The 18170-nt window shown below is 62.4% G+C and carries 14 protein-coding genes; 10 read left to right on the top strand and 4 right to left on the bottom strand.

Features of this window, described 5'->3' with window-relative positions; all coding sequences use genetic code 11:
• Positions 1-35 precede the first annotated feature (35 nt).
• Positions 36-479 (bottom strand): hypothetical protein, encoded by a 444-nt coding sequence (locus tag D781_RS09630; RefSeq protein WP_041411786.1) that lies wholly within the window; start codon positions 477-479, stop codon positions 36-38.
• Positions 472-4734, bottom strand: coding sequence for an RHS repeat-associated core domain-containing protein (locus D781_RS09625; RefSeq protein WP_015672130.1), 4263 nt, complete (start codon positions 4732-4734; stop codon positions 472-474). Before D781_RS09625 ends, D781_RS09630 begins: the two co-directional genes overlap by 8 nt.
• 520 nt (positions 4735-5254) lie before the next feature.
• On the opposite strand from D781_RS09625, the gene katG reads away from it, so the two are divergent.
• The 10 genes from katG (at position 5255) to D781_RS09575 (ending at position 15334) form a co-directional block, all read left to right on the top strand.
• Positions 5255-7435, top strand: a complete 2181-nt coding sequence (katG, locus tag D781_RS09620; RefSeq protein WP_015672129.1) for a catalase/peroxidase HPI — start codon at positions 5255-5257, stop codon at positions 7433-7435.
• A 121-nt stretch (positions 7436-7556) separates the two neighbouring features.
• Complete coding sequence (locus tag D781_RS09615) at positions 7557-7796, top strand: hypothetical protein (RefSeq protein ID WP_199557143.1); 240 nt, start codon at positions 7557-7559, stop codon at positions 7794-7796.
• A gap of 149 nt (positions 7797-7945) precedes the next feature.
• On the top strand, positions 7946-8569 hold the full coding sequence (gene ycaC / locus D781_RS09610; RefSeq protein ID WP_015672128.1) for an isochorismate family cysteine hydrolase YcaC: 624 nt from the start codon (positions 7946-7948) through the stop codon (positions 8567-8569).
• A 111-nt stretch (positions 8570-8680) separates the two neighbouring features.
• Complete coding sequence (locus D781_RS09605; protein WP_015672127.1) at positions 8681-9166, top strand: glutathione peroxidase; 486 nt, start codon at positions 8681-8683, stop codon at positions 9164-9166.
• 166 nt (positions 9167-9332) lie between these two features.
• Positions 9333-9515, top strand: a complete 183-nt coding sequence (locus D781_RS09600) for a hemin uptake protein HemP (protein WP_015672126.1) — start codon at positions 9333-9335, stop codon at positions 9513-9515.
• Positions 9516-9610: 95 nt separating this feature from the next.
• Complete coding sequence (locus D781_RS09595; protein ID WP_015672125.1) at positions 9611-11674, top strand: TonB-dependent hemoglobin/transferrin/lactoferrin family receptor; 2064 nt, start codon at positions 9611-9613, stop codon at positions 11672-11674.
• 16 nt (positions 11675-11690) lie between these two features.
• On the top strand, positions 11691-12728 hold the full coding sequence (locus D781_RS09590; RefSeq protein ID WP_015672124.1) for a hemin-degrading factor: 1038 nt from the start codon (positions 11691-11693) through the stop codon (positions 12726-12728).
• Positions 12725-13552 (top strand): ABC transporter substrate-binding protein, encoded by an 828-nt coding sequence (locus D781_RS09585; RefSeq protein WP_015672123.1) that lies wholly within the window; start codon positions 12725-12727, stop codon positions 13550-13552. Before D781_RS09590 ends, D781_RS09585 begins: the two co-directional genes overlap by 4 nt.
• Positions 13552-14556: an iron ABC transporter permease gene (locus D781_RS09580; RefSeq protein WP_015672122.1), complete on the top strand. Its 1005-nt coding sequence runs from the start codon at positions 13552-13554 to the stop codon at positions 14554-14556. The genes D781_RS09585 and D781_RS09580 overlap by 1 nt, the downstream gene beginning before the upstream one ends.
• Positions 14549-15334, top strand: a complete 786-nt coding sequence (locus tag D781_RS09575) for a heme ABC transporter ATP-binding protein (RefSeq protein WP_015672121.1) — start codon at positions 14549-14551, stop codon at positions 15332-15334. Before D781_RS09580 ends, D781_RS09575 begins: the two co-directional genes overlap by 8 nt.
• A gap of 7 nt (positions 15335-15341) precedes the next feature.
• Here the strand turns inward: D781_RS09575 and D781_RS09570 are convergent, their stop codons facing one another.
• Positions 15342-16784, bottom strand: coding sequence for a YdiU family protein (locus tag D781_RS09570; protein ID WP_015672120.1), 1443 nt, complete (start codon positions 16782-16784; stop codon positions 15342-15344).
• Positions 16785-17014: 230 nt separating this feature from the next.
• The gene (locus D781_RS09565; RefSeq protein ID WP_015672119.1) at positions 17015-17767 is read right to left on the bottom strand and encodes an EAL domain-containing protein; all 753 of its coding nucleotides are present in this window, start codon (positions 17765-17767) and stop codon (positions 17015-17017) included.
• Between the last annotated feature and the right edge of the window lie 403 nt (positions 17768-18170).

Raw genomic sequence — 18170 nt, 5'->3', positions numbered from 1 at the left:
AGACATCAATGGTTCCAACATCCTTAAATAACCTTCTATATTGATTCACCATAAAAATAAATAGCATATTCATCTTCGTTGAAGGCTAACATCTGAGATGGCGATTCAATAAAAACAACCAGATCCCTATTACCACTTTCAAGATAAAGACTTACCAAAAAATCAAACACATTGAATAATTTCAATCTTACAAAAAAATAATCATTAATCTCAAATAACAAACTCTTTCCTATAACACTCTTTAGACAATCCGATTGCCATTGAACAATAGCATCATTAGAGTTATCTAAAGAAAAATCAGCTATTGGCTCAAGGTCACTATCATAACTGAAAATCTCTTTTTGTTTAGCACGATACGCCACTAAATCCAGCACATCAACGTCAATGACTTCAACGTTACTGACACCATTAATTTTTCTCAAAAAAACCTTTGTTTTCTGTAAGGCAATCTTTTTCTTAAGAGCTTCATTTTTAGTCATAATCATAATATATGTGATGGTCTCCTGAACTATCCGCCGGAACCTTACCATACCTTTCGGTCTTAAAATCATAAGTGTGCGGTGATGTTTTTGCTCTGCCGGCATGGAAATGTGCATCACCAATCTTGTTTCTCGGATCGCTCGTATGTTCTACCACTACAACTTTATGTCCCTCAGCATTTCTATATTGGTAAAATTTCCCATGCTCTGCCGGGTTTTCAGAATAAATATAATTACTATACCCCTGCTTTCTACGATCATTACCTATCTGCCAATGACTTTCATGTTGCTGTGATCTAGGAATTCCAGCCGTATCCTTCGCTTTATTCATCGCCATTCGGCGATTACGTCCGGCCTTAATAGAACAAGCAGTCAACCCCAACGGATCCACCCACCCATACGGGTTCGGCGCATACTGGTACAGGTTCAGCCCACCCTGCAGCCCTATCGGATCCTGGGTAGTAAAGCGACCTACCTCCGGCTCGTAGTAGCGGAACAGATTATAGTGTAGTCCGCTCTCGCTATCCTGATACTGCCCGGCGTAGCGCAGCGGCTGCTCATAGGCCGCCCCCCGACGCTGCATGATGCCCGCCGCCGTCTGCCCCTTCAGCCTGCCGAAGGTGTCGTAATCCCCCGACCAGCGCAGCCCGCCTTCACCGTCCGTCACCTCCAGCGGCGCGCCGTTCTGCTCGCTGTGCAGCCAGAAGATATCCGCCTGCCGGCTCTCCCCCGCCTGCTCAATGGCCGCCAGCGGCGTCCACGGGCTGTCCGGCTCATAGCTCCAGCTGCGGCGCGTGCCATCGTCCCGCTGCTCCTGCAACAGCCGGTAGCCCTGCCACAGGAAACGCGCGCTCTGCGCCGCCTTGCCCTTGTAGTCCACCTGCTTGCGCGTGCGCCTGCCCAGCGCATCGTAGTGATACTGCGCCCGGAACTCGCCCTGCGGGCCGCGACCGTGCGCTGCCGTCAGCCGGTTGTCCGCATCGTAGACATAGTGCTGCTCGTACAGCCCGTTGCGCCGGCTTATCAGGTTGCCCCAGCCGTCGTAACGGTAGAACAGCTGCTGCCAGTGCGTCAGCCGGTTATCCCCCAGCGGCGCCGGCGGCAGCTGCTCCTCCAGCGCGCGGCTGGCGCTCTGCGCGCCCAGCAGGTTGTCCGCCATGTCGTACTGCAGGCGGTGGCCCGGCTTGCCCTGCTGCGCCTCGCGGTGCTGCAGCAGGCGTCCTTCCGCATCGTAGCCGTAGCGGACTTCTCCGCGCAGCGCGTCGTCGACGCCGGCTATCTCGCCGCGGCCGCTGTAGTGGTACACCCGACACAGCACGCCGTCTTCCGGCTTCGTCAGTTGCCCGTGGCTGAAGCCGCTGCTCTGCCAGCTGCGGCGGCCCAGCGCATCGTACTGCCGCCGCTGGTGCAGCGCCCCCTGCGTACGTCCGGTCTCCCGGTGCAGCCGGTCGCGGCTGAACTCGCTCACCAGCTGCTGATTGAACCTGATGGCGCTGGCGTGGCCGGAACCGTAATAGAGCCACTGCAGCCGGTCGCCCTGCGGCAGCGTCAGCGCCTGCAGGTTGCCCAGCGCGTCCCACTGATACTGCAGCTCGCCGTTAACGCCTTGCTCGCTCAGCAGGTTGCCGGCGCGGTCGTAGCGCAGCCGGATACTGTCCGGCTCGATGCCCAGCGCCGCACCGGCGGCGGTCGGCGTGCGCGTCAGCGTCGTCAGCCGTCCGCCGGCGTCGTAGTCGTAGCGCCATTCGGCGCTGTCGGTGGTGCGCGCCGTCAGCTGGCCCGCCTCATCAAAGCGGAAGTGCTGCCGCCGCTCTGCCACCGCGCCATCGGCGACCGGTGCGCCGGTTTCCAGCAGCGTCGTCGGCAGCCCGTCGGCGCCGTAATGGTAGTAACGGCGCTGCCCGTCCGGCCGCTGTTCCACCTGCAGGCGGCCTGCCGCGTCGTAGCTGAACTGGTAGTCGGCGCCGTTGCCGTTCTCCAGCCGCATCAGCCAGCCGCGCGGGCCGTAGTGATAACGACGCGTGCGGTTGATGCGGTCGGTGATGCTGTCCGGCAGGCCCAGCGGGGTGTACTGCCAGCGCGTCTCGCTGCCGAGCGGGTCCCGGTGCGCGGCCAGCTGGCCCTGCGCGTTCCAGTCAAACTGCTCGTCGCTGCCGTCCGGATGGCGCAGCTGCTGCAGCCGGCCGGCGGCGTCCCAGCGGTAGCGGGTCAGGTGGCCTTCCGCATCGGTGCGGTGCGTCAGCTGGCCCAGCGCGTCATAGGTGTAGGCGGTGACGCTGCCGGAACAGTCGGTATGGCGCGTCAGCTGCCCCTGTGCGTTCCACACCAGCTGCACTTCACCGCCCAGCGCGTCGGTGATGCGCTCCGGCAGGCTCTCTTCCGGGTCCGGGTAGTGGTAATGCGTGCTCTGCCCCTGCGCGTCCGTCTGTCTGACCAGACGCCCCTGCTCGTCCCAGTGCTGGAACGCCTGGCTACCGTCAGGCCCGGTGACCGAGAACAGGCGGCCGCTGTTGCGGGAATATTGGTAGGTGGTGGTGCGGCCCAGCGGGTCGGTCTCGCTCAGCATGCGGCCGTACGGGTCCCACTCGCTCTGCCGCTGCGCACCGCCCGGCAGCACCACGCTGCACAGTTCGCCGCGCGCGTAGATAAGGCCGTAGCGACGGCTGTCATAGTCGGTGAACTGCGCGACGTTGTCGTCATCATCCAGCTGCCACAGCGCCTGTTTGCCGTCGTCACGCACCGCCCGGCGCGTCCCGTTGGCGAAATCATAATAGACGGACAGCTGCTCGCCGGCGCTGTTGCGGTAGGCCACCACCCGCGGCAGGCCGTCAATCTCCTGCCAGCGGTATTCGTTCAGCAGGCCGTTCTGGTCCTGATGGCTGACCATCAGCCCGTCCTGCCAGCCAAAACGCCGCGTCACCTCGCCGGCGCGGTTGCGGACGGTGACCAGCTGCCCCGCGTCGTCGTAGCCGTAACTCGCCAGCACCTGCTCATCCTGGCCGTTTTGCCACGCTACCGCCGCCAGCCGCAACGCACCGTTGGCCGTCGTCAGGTAGCGGCAGACCAGACGCTGCCCGGCGCTGTCCACCAGCTCACTCAGTTGCCCCGCGTCGTTATAGAACAGCGAGGTGGCGTTGCCGACGGCGTCGGTCATCATGCTCAGCCGGCTCGGCTGCTGCGCCTCCAGCCGCGGATAGTGCCACGCCTGTTCGCTGACGTCGAACACCTGCCAGCTGCCGTCGGCGTTATGCATCAGCCAGCATTTTTCCGCTTCGCAGTAGGTCTTGTGGCCACGCGGCACCATCGGGAAGGAGACATAATCGCCGGACGGCGCGCGCCACACCAGCCCCTCCTGCCAGATTTGCAGGCTGCTCTCCCAGAACAGGCTCCAGCCGCGCCCCAGCACGCCCTCCGCCGGGTTGCCGCTGCGCCAGTAGCGCTGCCACGCCACCGGCAGGCGCGACGGCAGCACAAAGTCCAGCTCGTCGTCGCCGTCGAGAAATTTCTGGCCGCTGACCACGTCCAGCGGACGGGCGATAATGCCCGTCGCCGCGGTGGCGGTCATCAATGCACCGGCGCGGCAGGCCACGCGGCCAAGCTTGTTGATGCCCGGCGCCTTGCTGAGCATGCGCCCGAGCGCCCCCAGCTTGCTGGCCGCGCCGCCGACGCCGCCTATCAGGCCGGCGAACAGCAGCGTCAGGTCAGAGATTTTATACAGCCAGTCGGGCACTTCCGGTTTGATGGGCAGCGTGGTGACGGTGCCGCCGCCGATGCGCACATCGGGCGAGCCGGCCATCACCTGCGCGTCGCAGTTGGTCTTGTCCCCGCTGCGCACCGCCGGGTAGCCGTTGATAAACACCTTGTCCGAGCCCTGCGCCATCTGCATGCTCGGGCCGTCATCCTCGCAGACCACGCGGCTGACGGTGGCGATGGCCGCCGGTTTGCCGTTGATAAACACGTTGCCGGAGCCGGTCAGTATCGTGCCCTTGGGCGACAGACTGCCGGCGCCGGCGGCGGCAATGCCGTCGCGCGCCTGGGTGGCCAGCTCGCCGGAGAGGTAGCCCACCGCCAGGCTGGCGCCAATCAGCAGCACGCCGACGCCCACGCAGGAGGCCGCCAGCCCGGCGACAAACAGGGCGCCCGCCGCCACCGCACCGGCGGCGGCAATCAGGCCGCCGATAAGCGTGCCGCCAATCATCCCTGCCAGCGCATGGGAATGGCCGATGCTGTCCCCGACGCGCGCTGCTTCACCCATGTTCCTGCTCCTTTACGCAACATCCTTTTGCTTAACCGCGGGCAAGAATGACATAAGCGACTGCGGATGGAAATATGAGTTAAGGCTGCCGAGGATTCATATTAGAAATAACCGAATCCCCCAGCGCATAAATCCGGCAACATTGCGTAAAAATCCAGCTTAATCATAAGATTGATAGAGAATTAACCTGGATGATATTTTCTCTGTCAGCCACCCATCGCCTATCGACACCGGACGGATGCCGACCATTTTGATCCATCAGAAATTCAGCAAACATGACCGGAACGCCGCACTTTGCTGCGGAGGCCATCATCTCCTACCGCAACAATCCCCACAAACTTTCCGGAAAAATTGCCTACGCTTTATGTGATTGCGGATACGCAAAACCCGTAGCCGCCGCCATGGCGAACCACTAAATGACAAAGAAAGCGGCTATCGAATCCGTAGGCCAATTCAAATATCTCTTACTAAAACCAAAGGATATCTTAACGGTATTCATCGAGTGCAAAGGGAGTAAGAAATGAGCAATCCAACCGACAAATCAACGTCTTCACCGACCGCGAAATGCCCTTTCCATGCCGACGTGCCTGAGCAGTACGCCGGCGGCGGCACCACCAATCAGGACTGGTGGCCCGACCAACTGCGTGTGGATCTGCTGAACCAGCACTCCAACCGCTCTAACCCGTTGGGCGAGGATTTCAACTACCGCGAAGAGTTCAAAAAGCTGGACTACGCCGCGTTAAAAGCGGATATCCACCATCTGCTGACCGATTCACAGTCGTGGTGGCCGGCGGACTGGGGCAGCTATATCGGCCTGTTTATCCGCATGGCCTGGCACGGCGCCGGCACCTACCGCGCCGTTGACGGTCGCGGCGGCTCCGGCCGCGGACAGCAGCGCTTCTCGCCGGTCAACTCCTGGCCGGATAACGTTAGCCTCGATAAGGCGCGCCGCCTGCTGTGGCCGATCAAACAGAAATACGGCCAGAAAATCTCCTGGGCGGATCTGTATATTCTGGCCGGCAACGTGGCGCTGGAAAAATCCAGCTTCCGCACCTTCGGCTTTGGCGCCGGCCGCGAGGACGTCTGGGAACCGGATCTCGACGTCGACTGGGGCAATGAAAAAACCTGGCTGGCGCACCGCCACCCGGAAAGTCTGGCGCACCAGGCGCTGGGCGCCACCGAAATGGGGCTAATCTACGTCAACCCGGAAGGCCCGGAAGCCAGCGGTGAACCGCTGTCGGCCGCCGCCGCCATCCGCGCCACCTTCGGCAATATGAGCATGGACGATGAAGAGACCGTCGCGCTGATCGCCGGCGGCCACACGCTGGGTAAAACCCACGGTGCGGCGTCCGGCGACCTCCTCGGCCCGGAACCGGCCGCGGCGCCGCTGGAGCGTCAGGGTCTCGGCTGGGCCAGCAGCTACGGCAGCGGCTCCGGTCCCGACGCCATCACCTCCGGTCTGGAAGTGATCTGGTCGCAAACCCCGACCCAGTGGAGCAACAACTTCTTCGAAAACCTGTTCAAATATGAGTGGGTGCAGACGCGCAGCCCGGGCGGCGCCATCCAGTTTGAAGCCAAAGACGGACCGGACATTATTCCCGATCCGTTTAACCCGGGAGTGAAACGTAAGCCGACCATGCTGGTGACCGACGTTACGCTGCGCCTCGACCCCGAGTTTGAGAAGATCTCGCGTCGCTTCCTGAATGACCCGCAGGCGTTTAACGAAGCCTTCGCCCGCGCCTGGTTCAAACTGACCCACCGCGATATGGGGCCGAAAGCGCGCTACCTGGGGCCGGAAGTACCGAACGAAGATCTGATCTGGCAGGATCCGCTGCCGCCGGCGGTGCACCAGCCAAGCGCTGCCGATATCGACAGCCTGAAGACGGCGATCAAAGCCTCCGATCTCAGCGTCAGCCAGCTGGTCTCGGTCGCCTGGGCGTCGGCCGCCACCTTCCGCGGCGGCGATAAGCGCGGCGGCGCCAACGGTGCACGACTGGCGCTGGCGCCGCAGCGGGACTGGGAGGTCAACGCCATTCCGGTCAGCGTGCTGCCGACCCTGAAGGCGATTCAGCAGGCCTCCGGCAAAGCGTCGCTGGCGGACGTGATCGTGCTGGCCGGCGTGGTGGGCATTGAACAGGCCGCCGCCGCCGCAGGCGTACAGGTCAAGGTGCCGTTCACCCCGGGCCGCGTCGATGCGCGTCAGGATCAGACCGACGTTGAAGCGTTCAACCTGCTGGAACCGCTGGCCGACGGCTTCCGTAACTACCGCCGCTCGCCGAACGGCCCAACCACCGAAGAGCTGCTGATTGACCGGGCGCAGCTGCTGACGCTGACCGCGCCGGAAATGACCGTTCTGGTCGGCGGCCTGCGCGTACTGGGCGCCAACTTCGACGGCAGCCAGCACGGCGTCTTTACCGACCGCGTCGGCGTACTCAGCAACGACTTCTTCGTCAATCTGCTGGATATGCGCACCGAATGGCAGGCCACCGACGACAGCGCAGAGCTGTACGAGAGCCGCGACCGCCAGAGCGGGGAGGTGAAATACACCGGCACCCGCGCCGATCTGGTGTTCGGCTCTCACTCGGTGCTGCGCGCGCTGGCGGAAGTTTACGGCAGCAGCGACGGGCAGGAGAAATTCGTCCGCGACTTCGTCGCCGCCTGGACCAAGGTGATGAACCTGGATCGCTTCGATCTGGCGTAACTGAACGATAACGGCAATACTCAAGCCTCCGCATGCGGAGGCTTTTTTATTTGCTGTTATTACGCCGCGACTAAGGCTAACTGGCCGGCAGAGGATACGAAGGACCATCAGGGAGCAGCATATGGGATTTCTGGGATTTATCAGCCAACGGGCCTGTCGGCGCTGGCAAGAGGCGTCGCCATTTCTGCCGGCGTTCAGCTTTTACGAAAGGCACCAATCGGCGCCGATCGACGCCGCGCCGCAGGCCATTATTCACGCGGTGCAGACGCTGGACATGATGGAGGATCCGCCGATCCGGCGTCGCACCCTGAGTGCGGTCCGGCGTAAGCTGGCGGCAAACGCCTCATCGTTCCAGCCGTAGAACACTCTGACTTACTCTCGCCAACTACCTGCCTTTACCCGCCTGAGCTAAGGTTATCAACAGAGCGCGGCAGCGGGTCGCGCCCTCCCTGCCGGCGGCGTTTGCGCCGGCGTCCTGCACCAATATCGTCATCATTAAAGGAGTAAATTATGGGCAAGCCTTATGTCAGACTGGATAAAGAGCAGGCGGCGGTACTGTTGGTCGATCATCAAACCGGGCTGCTGTCCCTGGTGCGCGATATCGACCCGGATAAATTTAAAAACAACGTGCTGGCGCTGGCCGATCTGGCCGCCTATTTCAACTTACCCACCATCCTGACCACCAGCTTTGAAACCGGACCCAACGGCCCGCTGGTGCCGGAGCTGAAGGCGCAGTTTGCCGACGCGCCCTATATCGCCCGTCCCGGCAATATCAACGCCTGGGATAACGAGGATTTCGTCAAAGCGGTGGAGGCCACCGGCAGAAAACAGCTGATTATCGCCGGCGTGGTGACCGAAGTGTGCGTGGCATTTCCGGCGCTGTCGGCGATTGAAGCGGGCTATGAGGTGTTTGTGGTGACCGACGCCTCCGGCACCTTTAACCCCATCACCCGCGATGCCGCCTGGCAGCGCATGACCCAGGCCGGCGTGCAGCTGATGAACTGGTTTGGCGTGGCCTGTGAGCTGCACCGAGACTGGCGCAACGATGTCGAAGGGCTGGGTAAACTGTTCAGCGAGCATATTCCCGATTACCGCAACCTGATGAGTAACTTTGATTACCTGATGCAGAAATAATCCCCCCTGCGGCAGACGCCGGGCGTCTGCCGTTTTTACTGCGAATCCGTGACCTGATACGGGCGCTTGCTCTACACTATGGAGGCCATTTACCGAGACAGGATCCGCCGCATGCTCCCATCGCTGTTATCCATTCCCTGCACCACCTTACAGGGCGAAGCCAAAACCCTGGGCGACTTCCCGGCGCGCGCCTATCTGGTGGTGAACACCGCCAGCAAATGCGGCTTTACCCCGCAATACCGCGGGCTGGAAAATCTGTGGCGCTACTATCGCGATCGCGGCCTGGTGGTGATGGGCTTTCCCTGCAACCAGTTCGGCGCGCAGGAGCCGGGCGACGCGCAGGAAATCGCCAGCTTCTGCAGCCTCAACTACGGCGTCAGCTTTCCGCTGTTCGCCAAGATAGCGGTCAACGGCCCGGAAGCGCATCCGCTGTTTAACGAGCTGAAGCGCCGCGCGCCCGGGCTGCTGGGCAGCCAGCGCATCAAATGGAACTTCACCAAATTCCTGCTTACCGCCGACGGCCAGCGCGTCACGCGCTTTGCACCGCTGACCAAGCCGGAACGCCTGTTCGAGCGTATTGAGACGCTGCTGAAATAACCCTTCCGCCGGGCGGCCGCCCTTGCCCGCCGCCCCCGCTTATCACGTTAAAACCCCGATCGCGCCGGTAAGCAAATTTTCCTTGCTGTAACCGAATGTTCACATGATAATGATTATCACTACGATAAACATTATCAGTTAACCCCTTATTTTTCAGACGGCCATTATGGACAATAAACAGCACGCAGCGCCCGTCGCACCTGCCGCTCCCCGGCAGGAAACGGCCACCCTACCCAGCTATGACAGCCAACAGCTGCTCGGCCGCGACGGCGTGGCGATTATTACGCATCAGGGTCAACGCTATCAGCTGCGCCAGACCAAAGCGGGCAAGCTGATTCTGACCAAGTAACACCCACAGTTCCCATGCCAGCCACCCCGATCGGGCACGATCCAGGCAGCCAGCAAATCATTTGATATGTTGTAAAACATACGGAGAGTTGCACTATGCCTGCTATTTTCGCCACCCCGCGGCGTCTGTCCGCCCTGAGCCTGGCCATTGCCTGCGCCCTGCCTACGGTGGCTTTTGCCGACGCCAGCACAGTTTCCCACGCCGAACCGCAGCCCGCGGCCGACGACACCATGACGGTGGTCGCCACCGGCAACCCACGCAACAGCTTCAGCGCGCCGATGATGGTCACGGTGATCGACGGCGCATCGCCGCAGGCGCAGACCGCCGGCAGCGCTGCCGATCTGCTGCGTCAGGTGCCGGGCATTACCGTCACCGGCACCGGCCGCAGCAACGGCCAGGATATCATGCTGCGCGGCTATGACCGCCGCGGCGTGCTGACCCTGGTGGACGGCGTGCGTCAGGGCACCGATACCGGTCACCTTAACGGCACCTTCCTCGATCCGGCGCTGATCAAACGGGTGGAAGTGGTACGCGGCCCGTCGGCCCTGCTGTACGGCAGCGGCGCGCTGGGCGGCGTGATCGCCTATGAAACCGTCGACGCCGCCGATCTGCTGCTGCCGGGGCGCAACAGCGGCTTCCGGGTGTACGGCAGCGCCGCCAGCGGCGATCACAGCCTCGGCATGGGCGCCAGCGCCTACGGCCGCAGCGACAGCCTGGACGGCCTGCTGTCGTTCGGCACCCGCGACGTCGGCAACCTGCGTCAGGGCAACGGCTTTGACGCACCGAACGATGAAAATATCAATAATCTGCTGGCCAAAGGCACCTGGACCATTGATGAAAACCAGTCCCTGAGCGGCAACCTGCGCTATTACAACAACCGCGCGCAGGAGCCGAAAAACCCGCAGACGCCGGCCGCCTCCGCCAGTAATCTGCAGACCGATCGCTCCACCATTCAGCGCGACGGGCAGCTGACCTACAAATTGAAACCAACGGGCCAAGCGTGGCTGGACGCGCAGGCGCAGCTGTATTACTCCGAAGTGCAGATCAACGCCCACCGCGACGGCAGCGAGGACGAGGCGCGCAAGCAAACCACCCGCGGCGCCAAACTGGAAAACCGCACCCGGCTGTTCAGCGACAGCGCGGCGGCGCACCTGTTCACCTACGGCGGTGAGGCGTACAAGCAGGAACAGACGCCGGGCGGCGCCACCGAAAGTTTCCCGCAGGCCAAGATCGACTTCACCTCCGCCTGGCTGCAGGATGAGATCACCCTGCGCGATCTGCCGGTGACGATCCTCGCCGGGACGCGCTACGACAACTATAAGGGCAGCAGCGACGGCTACGACGACGTCAACGCCGATAAGTGGTCGTCGCGCGGGGCGGTCAGCATTACCCCCACCGACTGGCTGATGCTGTTCGGCTCCTATGCGCAGGCGTTCCGCGCGCCGACCATGGGGGAAATGTACAATGACGACAAACACTTCTCGATCCCGATGGGTCCCACCACCATCACCAACAACTGGGTGCCGAACCCGAACCTGAAGCCGGAAACCAACGCCACTCAGGAGTATGGTTTCGGCCTGCGCTTCGACGACCTGCTGCTGGCCGACGACAGCCTGCAGTTCAAGGCCAGCTACTTTGACACCAAAGCCAAAGACTATATCTCCACCGCCGTCACCATGGAGATCGGCGCCGGCCCGCGCGGGCCTTATTGCATCAGCTGTACCACCTACTCCACCAATATCGACCGCGCCAAAATCTGGGGCTGGGACGCCGCGCTGAACTATAAAACCCGCTGGTTCGGCTGGGATCTGGCCTATAACCGCACCCGCGGCAAAGATGAAACCAGCGGCGATTGGATCGCCAGCATCAACCCGGACACCGTCACCAGCGTACTGGACGTGCCGCTGGGGGAAAGCGGCTTCGCCACCGGCTGGGTCGCCACCTTCACCCAGCGCTCGACCCACGTGCCCAGCGGCACCGCCGAACAGGCCGGCTACGGCGTCAACGATTTTTACCTCAGCTACAAAGGCCGCGCCGGGCTGCAGGGGCTGACCACCACCGTGGTGCTGGGCAACGCCTTCGATAAAGAATATTACTCGCCGCAAGGCATTCCGCAGGACGGACGTAACGCCAAACTGCTGGTCAGCTATCAGTGGTAACGACAGGAGAATAGCCATGAACAACGATCTCTATGCCCGCTATCAGCAGGCGAAACAGGATCACCCCGGTAAATACGCGCGCGATCTGGCGGCGCTGCTCGGCGTCAGCGAAGCGGAGCTGACCCACGCCCGCGTCGGCCACGATGCGCGCCGTCTGCAGGCCGACGCCCGTACGCTGCTCGCCGGACTGGAGCAGGTCGGCGTCGCCAAAGCGCTCACCCGCAATGACTATGCAGTGCATGAGCAGATGGGCCGCTATTGCAACCAGCGGTTAGACGGTCACGCGGGGCTGATCCTCAACCCGCGCGAACTGGATCTGCGGCTGTTTCTCGGCCAGTGGGCCAGCGCCTTCAGCCTGAGCGAAAGCAACCAGCGCGGCGTACGCCACAGCATTCAGTTTTTCGATCGTCAGGGCGATGCGCTGCATAAGGTGTACAGCAGCGATGAAACGGACCTCAGCGCCTGGCTGGCGCTGGTGGAACGCCACGCCGCGCCGGACAATCCGCCGCTGGCGCTGCAGCCGGCAGAGCCAGCCCGGGCGGAAAAGCGCGACGCCGACGCCGCGCGCATTGACGGCGAATGGCGCGCCATGACCGACGTGCATCAGTTTTTCCAGCTGCTGAGCCGCCATCAGATTGGCCGTCAGCAGGCGTTCCGCGCCGTCGGCGACGATCTGGCCTACCGGGTCGATAACGGCGCGCTGGCGCAGCTGCTGAACGCCGCGCAGCAGGCGCAGAACGAAATCATGATCTTCGTCAGCAACCGCGGCTGCGTGCAGATCTTTACCGGCCAGATTGAACGCCTGCTGCCGCAAAACGGCTGGCTTAACGTGTTCAACCGGCGCTTTACCCTGCACCTGATTGCAGACGCCATCGCCGAAAGCTGGATCACCCGCAAACCGACCAAAGACGGCATCGTCACCAGTCTGGAGCTGTTCGCCGCCGACGGCACGCAGATCGCCCAGCTGTACGGCCAGCGCAGCGAGGGCCAGCCGGAACAGACCCTGTGGCGCGAACAGATCGCCGCCCTGCAGACGCGGGGCATCGCCGCATGACGCGCTCACTCTCGCGGGCGCTGGCGCTGTGCGCGGCGCTGATAACGCCGCTGGCCGGGGCGGCGGAACGCATCGTCTCCATCGGCGGCGACGTCAGCGAAATCGTCTATGCGCTCGGCGCCGGCGATGAGCTGGTGGCGCGCGACAGCACCAGCCTCTCCCCCGCCGCGCTGCAGAGCCTGCCGGACGTCGGCTATATGCGTCAGCTGAACGCCGAGGGCATTCTGGCGCTGCGGCCAACGCTGGTGCTGGCGAGCGATCTGGCGCAGCCGGCGCTGGTGTTCCGCCAGTTGGCCGACAGCGGCGTGCGCGTGGTGCATATCCCGGCCGACAGCGCGCCGGAGGCGGTCAGCGAAAAAATCACCGCCGTGGCCGCCGCGCTGGATCGTAAACCACAGGGCAAACGGCTGATCGCGCACTATCGTCAGCAGCTGGCGGCGCTCAACGCCCGACCGCTGCCGGTCAAGGTGCTGTTTATCATGAGCCACGGCGGCATGACGCCGATGGCCGCCGGGCAGGACACCGCCGCCGACGCCGCCATCCGCGCCGCCGGGCTGCGCAATGCGATGCAGGGCTTCAGCCACTACCGGCCGCTGTCGCAGGAAGGGGTGATCGCCAGCGCGCCGGACCTGCTGCTGGTAGGCCGCGACGGCGTGAAAACCCTCGGCGGCGTGCAGCAGCTGTGGCAACTGCCCGGCGTCGCGCTGACGCCGGCGGGGAAAAAACGACGCGTGCTGGTGGTCGATGATATGGCGCTGTTGGGATTCGGCCTGCAGACGCCGGACGCCCTGATTAAACTGCGCCGTGCCGCGGAGCAGCCGTAATGCCGTGCCGTCGCTCACCACGGCTGGCGCTGGCGACATTACTGGCTCTGCTGACCGTGCTGTCGCTGGCTGCCGCCAACTACGGCGCGCTGACGCTGTCGCTGCGCACCCTGTGGCAGCAGCCGTTCAGCGACGCCGCCTGGCATATCTGGCTGAATATCCGCCTGCCGCGGGTGCTGCTGGCCGTGCTGATCGGCTGCGCGCTGGCGCTGGCCGGCGCGGTGATGCAGGGGCTGTTCCGCAACCCGCTGGCGGATCCCAGCCTGCTGGGGATCAGCAGCGGCGGCGCGCTGCTGGTGGCGCTGTCGATCGTGATGCCGTTCACCCTGCCGGCGGTGCTGGCGCTGTACGGCCAGATGCTGGCGGCGTTTATCGGCAGCCTGCTGGTGTCGGTGCTGATTTACGCCATCAGCCGCGGCGGCCACGGCAGCCTGTCGCGGCTGCTGCTGGCCGGCATCGCCATTAACGCGCTGTGTATGGCGGCGGTCGGCGTGCTGTCATACCTCAGCAACGACCAGCAGCTGCGTCAGTTTTCCCTGTGGATGATGGGCAGCCTGAACCAGTCGCAATGGCCGACGCTGGCGGTGGCGGCCTCGCTGATCCTGCCCGCCGGCCTGCTGACGCTGCTGCAGGCGCGCCGCCTCAACCTGCTGCAGCTGGGGGATGAGGAAGCACACTATCTGGGGGTGAACGTGGCGCGGGTCAAGCTTCAGCTGCTGCTGCTCAGCGCCCTGCTGACCGGCGCGGCGGTCGCCGTCAGCGGTGTGATCGGCTTTATCGGCCTGGTGGTGCCACACCTGATGCGGCTGCGGCTGGGCGGCGATCACCGCTGGCTGCTGCCCGCCTCGGCGCTGGGCGGCGCCTGCCTGCTGCTGGTCAGCGATACGCTGGCGCGCACGCTGGTGGCGCCGGCGGAGATGCCGGTCGGCCTGATGACCAGCCTGCTGGGCGGCCCCTATTTTTTATGGCTGGTGATGCGCCAGCAGGAGCGTAACCGTGGCTAAACCCGCCAGCCTGACGGCGCAGCAGCTGCGCTATCGCCTGGGCGAACGCCGACTGATTCATGATGTGTCGCTGAGCATCGCCAGCGGCGAAATGGTGGCGATTATCGGCCCCAACGGCGCCGGCAAATCAACCCTGCTGCGCCTGCTGACCGGCTATCTGCAGCCGGACTGCGGCGAATGCCGCCTGCTGGAGCGGCCGCTGGAGCTGTGGACGCCCGAGCAGCTGGCCAGAGTGCGCGCGGTAATGCGCCAGCACAGCGAGCTGGCCTTTCCGTTCAGCGTCGAGGAGGTGGTGGCCATGGGGCGCGCGCCGCACGGCATGCGCGACGCGGCGCAGGCGGTGCAGGCGGTGATGGCGCAGACCGACTGTCTCAGCCTGGCGGCGCGGGATTACCGCCAGCTCTCCGGCGGCGAACAGCAGCGGGTGCAGCTGGCGCGGGTATTGGCGCAGCTGTGGCAGCCGCAGCCGGCGGCGCGCTGGCTGTTTCTCGACGAGCCGACCTCGGCGCTGGACCTCTACCACCAGCAGCATACGCTGCGCCTGCTGCATGACCTGACGCGGCGGCAGCCGCTGGCGGTATGCTGCGTACTGCACGATCTCAACCTGGCGGCGCTGTACGCCGACCGCATCCTGCTGCTGCATCAGGGACGGCTGGTGGCCGACGGCACGCCGGCCGAGGTGCTGCAGGCCGAGACCCTCACTCGCTGGTATCAGGCGGATCTCGGCGTGATGGCGCACCCGGAATCCGCCACGCCGCAGGTGTATCTGCGCCGCTGAACCGCCATCAGCTGGAGCAGGAGATCTCCAGGTGCTTGCCCCACTCCGGCGGCAGCGCCGCCAGCGCGTCATAGCGCGCGTCGTCGTCATACGGCTTCAGCAATGCCTGGTGCAGATGCGCCAGCTTGCTGGCGTCGTCCTGCTCCGCCGCGGCGATCGCCTCCTGCGCCAGGTAGTTGCGCAGGATCAGCTTCGGGTTCACCGCCTGCATCGCCTGCCGGCGCTGCGCATCGCCCACCTGCTCCTGCTGCAGCCGCTCGCGGTAGCGGCGGTACCAACCGTCAAACGCCTCGCGGTCGATAAACTCATCGCGCAGCGGCGTCTGCGCCTGCTGCTGTTCCACCTCGCTCAGCAGGCGGAAGGTGCGGGTATAGTCGCGCCCCTCCTGCGCCATCAGGCTCAGCAGCTCGGTAAGCAGATCGTTATCCTGCCGCTGCTGGCTGAAGAAGCCCAGCTTGGCGCGCATGCGGTCGCCATAGGCGCGCATCAGCGCCGGCTCATACGCCGTCAGCGCCTGCTGCAGCTGCTGCGGGGTCATCAGCGGCGACAGCGCCTGCGCCAGGCGGTGCAGATTCCACAGCGCCACCGCCGGCTGGTTGTCAAAGGCATAGCGCCCCTGATGATCCGAGTGGTTGCAGATATAGCCCGGCTGATAGTCGTCGAGAAAACCGTAAGGGCCGTAGTCGATGGTCAGGCCGAGAATCGACATATTGTCGGTATTCATCACGCCGTGGGCGAAGCCGACCGTCTGCCAGTCCGCCATCAGCCGTGCGGTGCGCTCCGCCACGTCGGTGAACCAGAGCAGATATTTATCCTGCTGGTCGGCCAGCTGCGGCCAGTGACGTTCAATGACAAAGTCGGCCAGTTGCCGCACCTGATCCGGCTGCTGGCGGTAGTAGAAATGTTCGAAATGGCCGAAGCGCACGTGGCTTTCCGCCACCCGCAGCAGCATCGCGCCGCGCTCGGGCTGCTCGCGGTAGACCGGCTGGTCGCTGGTGACCACCGTCAGCGCACGCGTGGTGGCGATGCCCAGGTGGTGCATCGCCTCCGACGCCAGAAACTCGCGGATCGCCGAACGCAGCACCGCGCGGCCGTCGCCCATGCGGGAATACGGCGTCAGGCCGGCGCCCTTCAGGTGCCAGTCGAGGTGCGTGCCGTCCGGCAGGCGCTGTTCCCCCAGTAAAATACCGCGCCCGTCGCCCAGCTGTCCGGCCCAGACGCCAAACTGATGGCCGCTGTAGACCTGCGCCAGCGGCTGCATGCCCGGCAGCAGGCGCTCTCCGCTCCAGACCGGAGTATTTTCCGCGTTAAACCAACTGTCATCCAGCCCCAGCTGCTGCGCCAGCGGCGCACTGTGGTACAGCAGGCGCGCCCCTTCCAGCGGGGTGGGCGTCAGGGCGGTATAGAAACCGGGTAGCTGTCGGTAATAGGCGTTATCAAACTGCGGCATAGGATCTCCGTGGCAACGGGACGCGCCGCCTCTGACGGCGGTGCGCGGGCATTCCGCCTACTCTACTGCCTGCGACGGCGGATTAACACGGAGTAATTGCAAGGAGATAAGGAATAGCCAGGAAAAGCCGGCGGGTTTTCAGCGTGCGTCACGACTATCCGCGGTTAAATTAACGCCGGTTACGCACTTTATTTATGTGGATATATTGACGGTATTAAATACTTTTAGGGCTATTTATTATCCGGTGAACCGGCGGTAATAAATTCTGTCGGTATTATACGCAGCGTATCCAACCGTTCTGCATCGACGGCCGGCCATAAGAAACCTTGCAGGCCTAAAACACCGGCGCGATCCAGGTGATTAAAATAGGCTTTGTTTTCTATACCGCTGACGATAATGCCCTTACACAGCAAATTGATATTTCTTAACAGCGAATCCAGCACCGTATCGGAACCGGGGTGGGAAAACAGCCGCCAGTAAAAACGTTTGTCTATTTTTACATAGCGGAACAGGCCGTCGTACAGCGGCGTCAGCGTAGCCTGTCCGGAGCCGAAATCATCCAACCACAGCGTGAAATTCTCGCTGAGACGGCGGATAGTCTCATTGTTTTTCCCGTCCGACAGCCGGGGAAAGCTTTCGCTGATTTCAATCACAATAAACGGCTGCCGCCGCAGGCGCTGACGCAGTTCATTATCCTGCAGCAGTAATCTCGCCTGCGCATCGTCAACATTAATCGTTAATAACACCTGGTGCATAATAAACCAGTCTGCCCTGGCCTCTATCAGCGCCAGCTGCTCATAAAATAACGCGGCCTTCTGCGCGGCAGACAATAAATTAACGCCAATCTCCGTCGGCATCGCTAAAGCGCCGTCCTGGCTATTGAAACGGCTTTGCATGTCTACCGCCAGCAGTCGTCCTCCGAGGGTATAGACAGGCTGAAACACGTGGCGAATGATAAAGTCGGTTTCAAATTGGATTTTCATTTTAATGCCGGAATAAAAATGGCGAGCACCTCATCGTATATCAATAATTTTTATCGATCAATCACCGGTGTATTGATCGGAAATAACGATGCGCATACCAATAAATAAGTATTAGATTGATAGCTTTAAACGATAAGAAAGTCACGCACGCGGCCGAAAAATGAGAAAAAACTGAGAGTAATAATAGTTTACAGTACGCAACTCTGCGCTATATCCCAGTTAACGCCTCGCAGTATGCTAACAATTTGAGTTAATTATTTTAATTAACCAGAAACACCCGTCACCACCAAGAAATATCTTATCTTTTGTTTTTTCACGCACGCCGATTTGCGTTACGTCGGATTTAATCTGATTAGAGAACAATTATCGCCGTTATTCGCGGCATTGAATGACGGGGAAAATG

This window comes from Serratia sp. FGI94 (assembly GCF_000330865.1).
In the GTDB taxonomy this organism is placed as follows: Bacteria; Pseudomonadota; Gammaproteobacteria; order Enterobacterales; family Enterobacteriaceae; genus Serratia_B; species Serratia_B rubidaea.
This window is presented reverse-complemented; position numbering and strand designations above follow the sequence as displayed.

Bases quoted from the DNA above. Each gene is read 5' to 3' on its own strand.
- D781_RS09630 (WP_041411786.1), bottom strand. From the start codon at position 479: ATGACTAAAAATGAAGCTCTTAAGAAAAAGATTGCCTTACAGAAAACA.
- D781_RS09625 (WP_015672130.1), bottom strand. From the start codon at position 4,734: ATGGGTGAAGCAGCGCGCGTCGGGGACAGCATCGGCCATTCCCATGCG.
- katG (WP_015672129.1), top strand. From the start codon at position 5,255: ATGAGCAATCCAACCGACAAATCAACGTCTTCACCGACCGCGAAATGC.
- D781_RS09615 (WP_199557143.1), top strand. From the start codon at position 7,557: ATGGGATTTCTGGGATTTATCAGCCAACGGGCCTGTCGGCGCTGGCAA.
- ycaC (WP_015672128.1), top strand. From the start codon at position 7,946: ATGGGCAAGCCTTATGTCAGACTGGATAAAGAGCAGGCGGCGGTACTG.
- D781_RS09605 (WP_015672127.1), top strand. From the start codon at position 8,681: ATGCTCCCATCGCTGTTATCCATTCCCTGCACCACCTTACAGGGCGAA.
- D781_RS09600 (WP_015672126.1), top strand. From the start codon at position 9,333: ATGGACAATAAACAGCACGCAGCGCCCGTCGCACCTGCCGCTCCCCGG.
- D781_RS09595 (WP_015672125.1), top strand. From the start codon at position 9,611: ATGCCTGCTATTTTCGCCACCCCGCGGCGTCTGTCCGCCCTGAGCCTG.
- D781_RS09590 (WP_015672124.1), top strand. From the start codon at position 11,691: ATGAACAACGATCTCTATGCCCGCTATCAGCAGGCGAAACAGGATCAC.
- D781_RS09585 (WP_015672123.1), top strand. From the start codon at position 12,725: ATGACGCGCTCACTCTCGCGGGCGCTGGCGCTGTGCGCGGCGCTGATA.
- D781_RS09580 (WP_015672122.1), top strand. From the start codon at position 13,552: ATGCCGTGCCGTCGCTCACCACGGCTGGCGCTGGCGACATTACTGGCT.
- D781_RS09570 (WP_015672120.1), bottom strand. From the start codon at position 16,784: ATGCCGCAGTTTGATAACGCCTATTACCGACAGCTACCCGGTTTCTAT.
- D781_RS09565 (WP_015672119.1), bottom strand. From the start codon at position 17,767: ATGAAAATCCAATTTGAAACCGACTTTATCATTCGCCACGTGTTTCAG.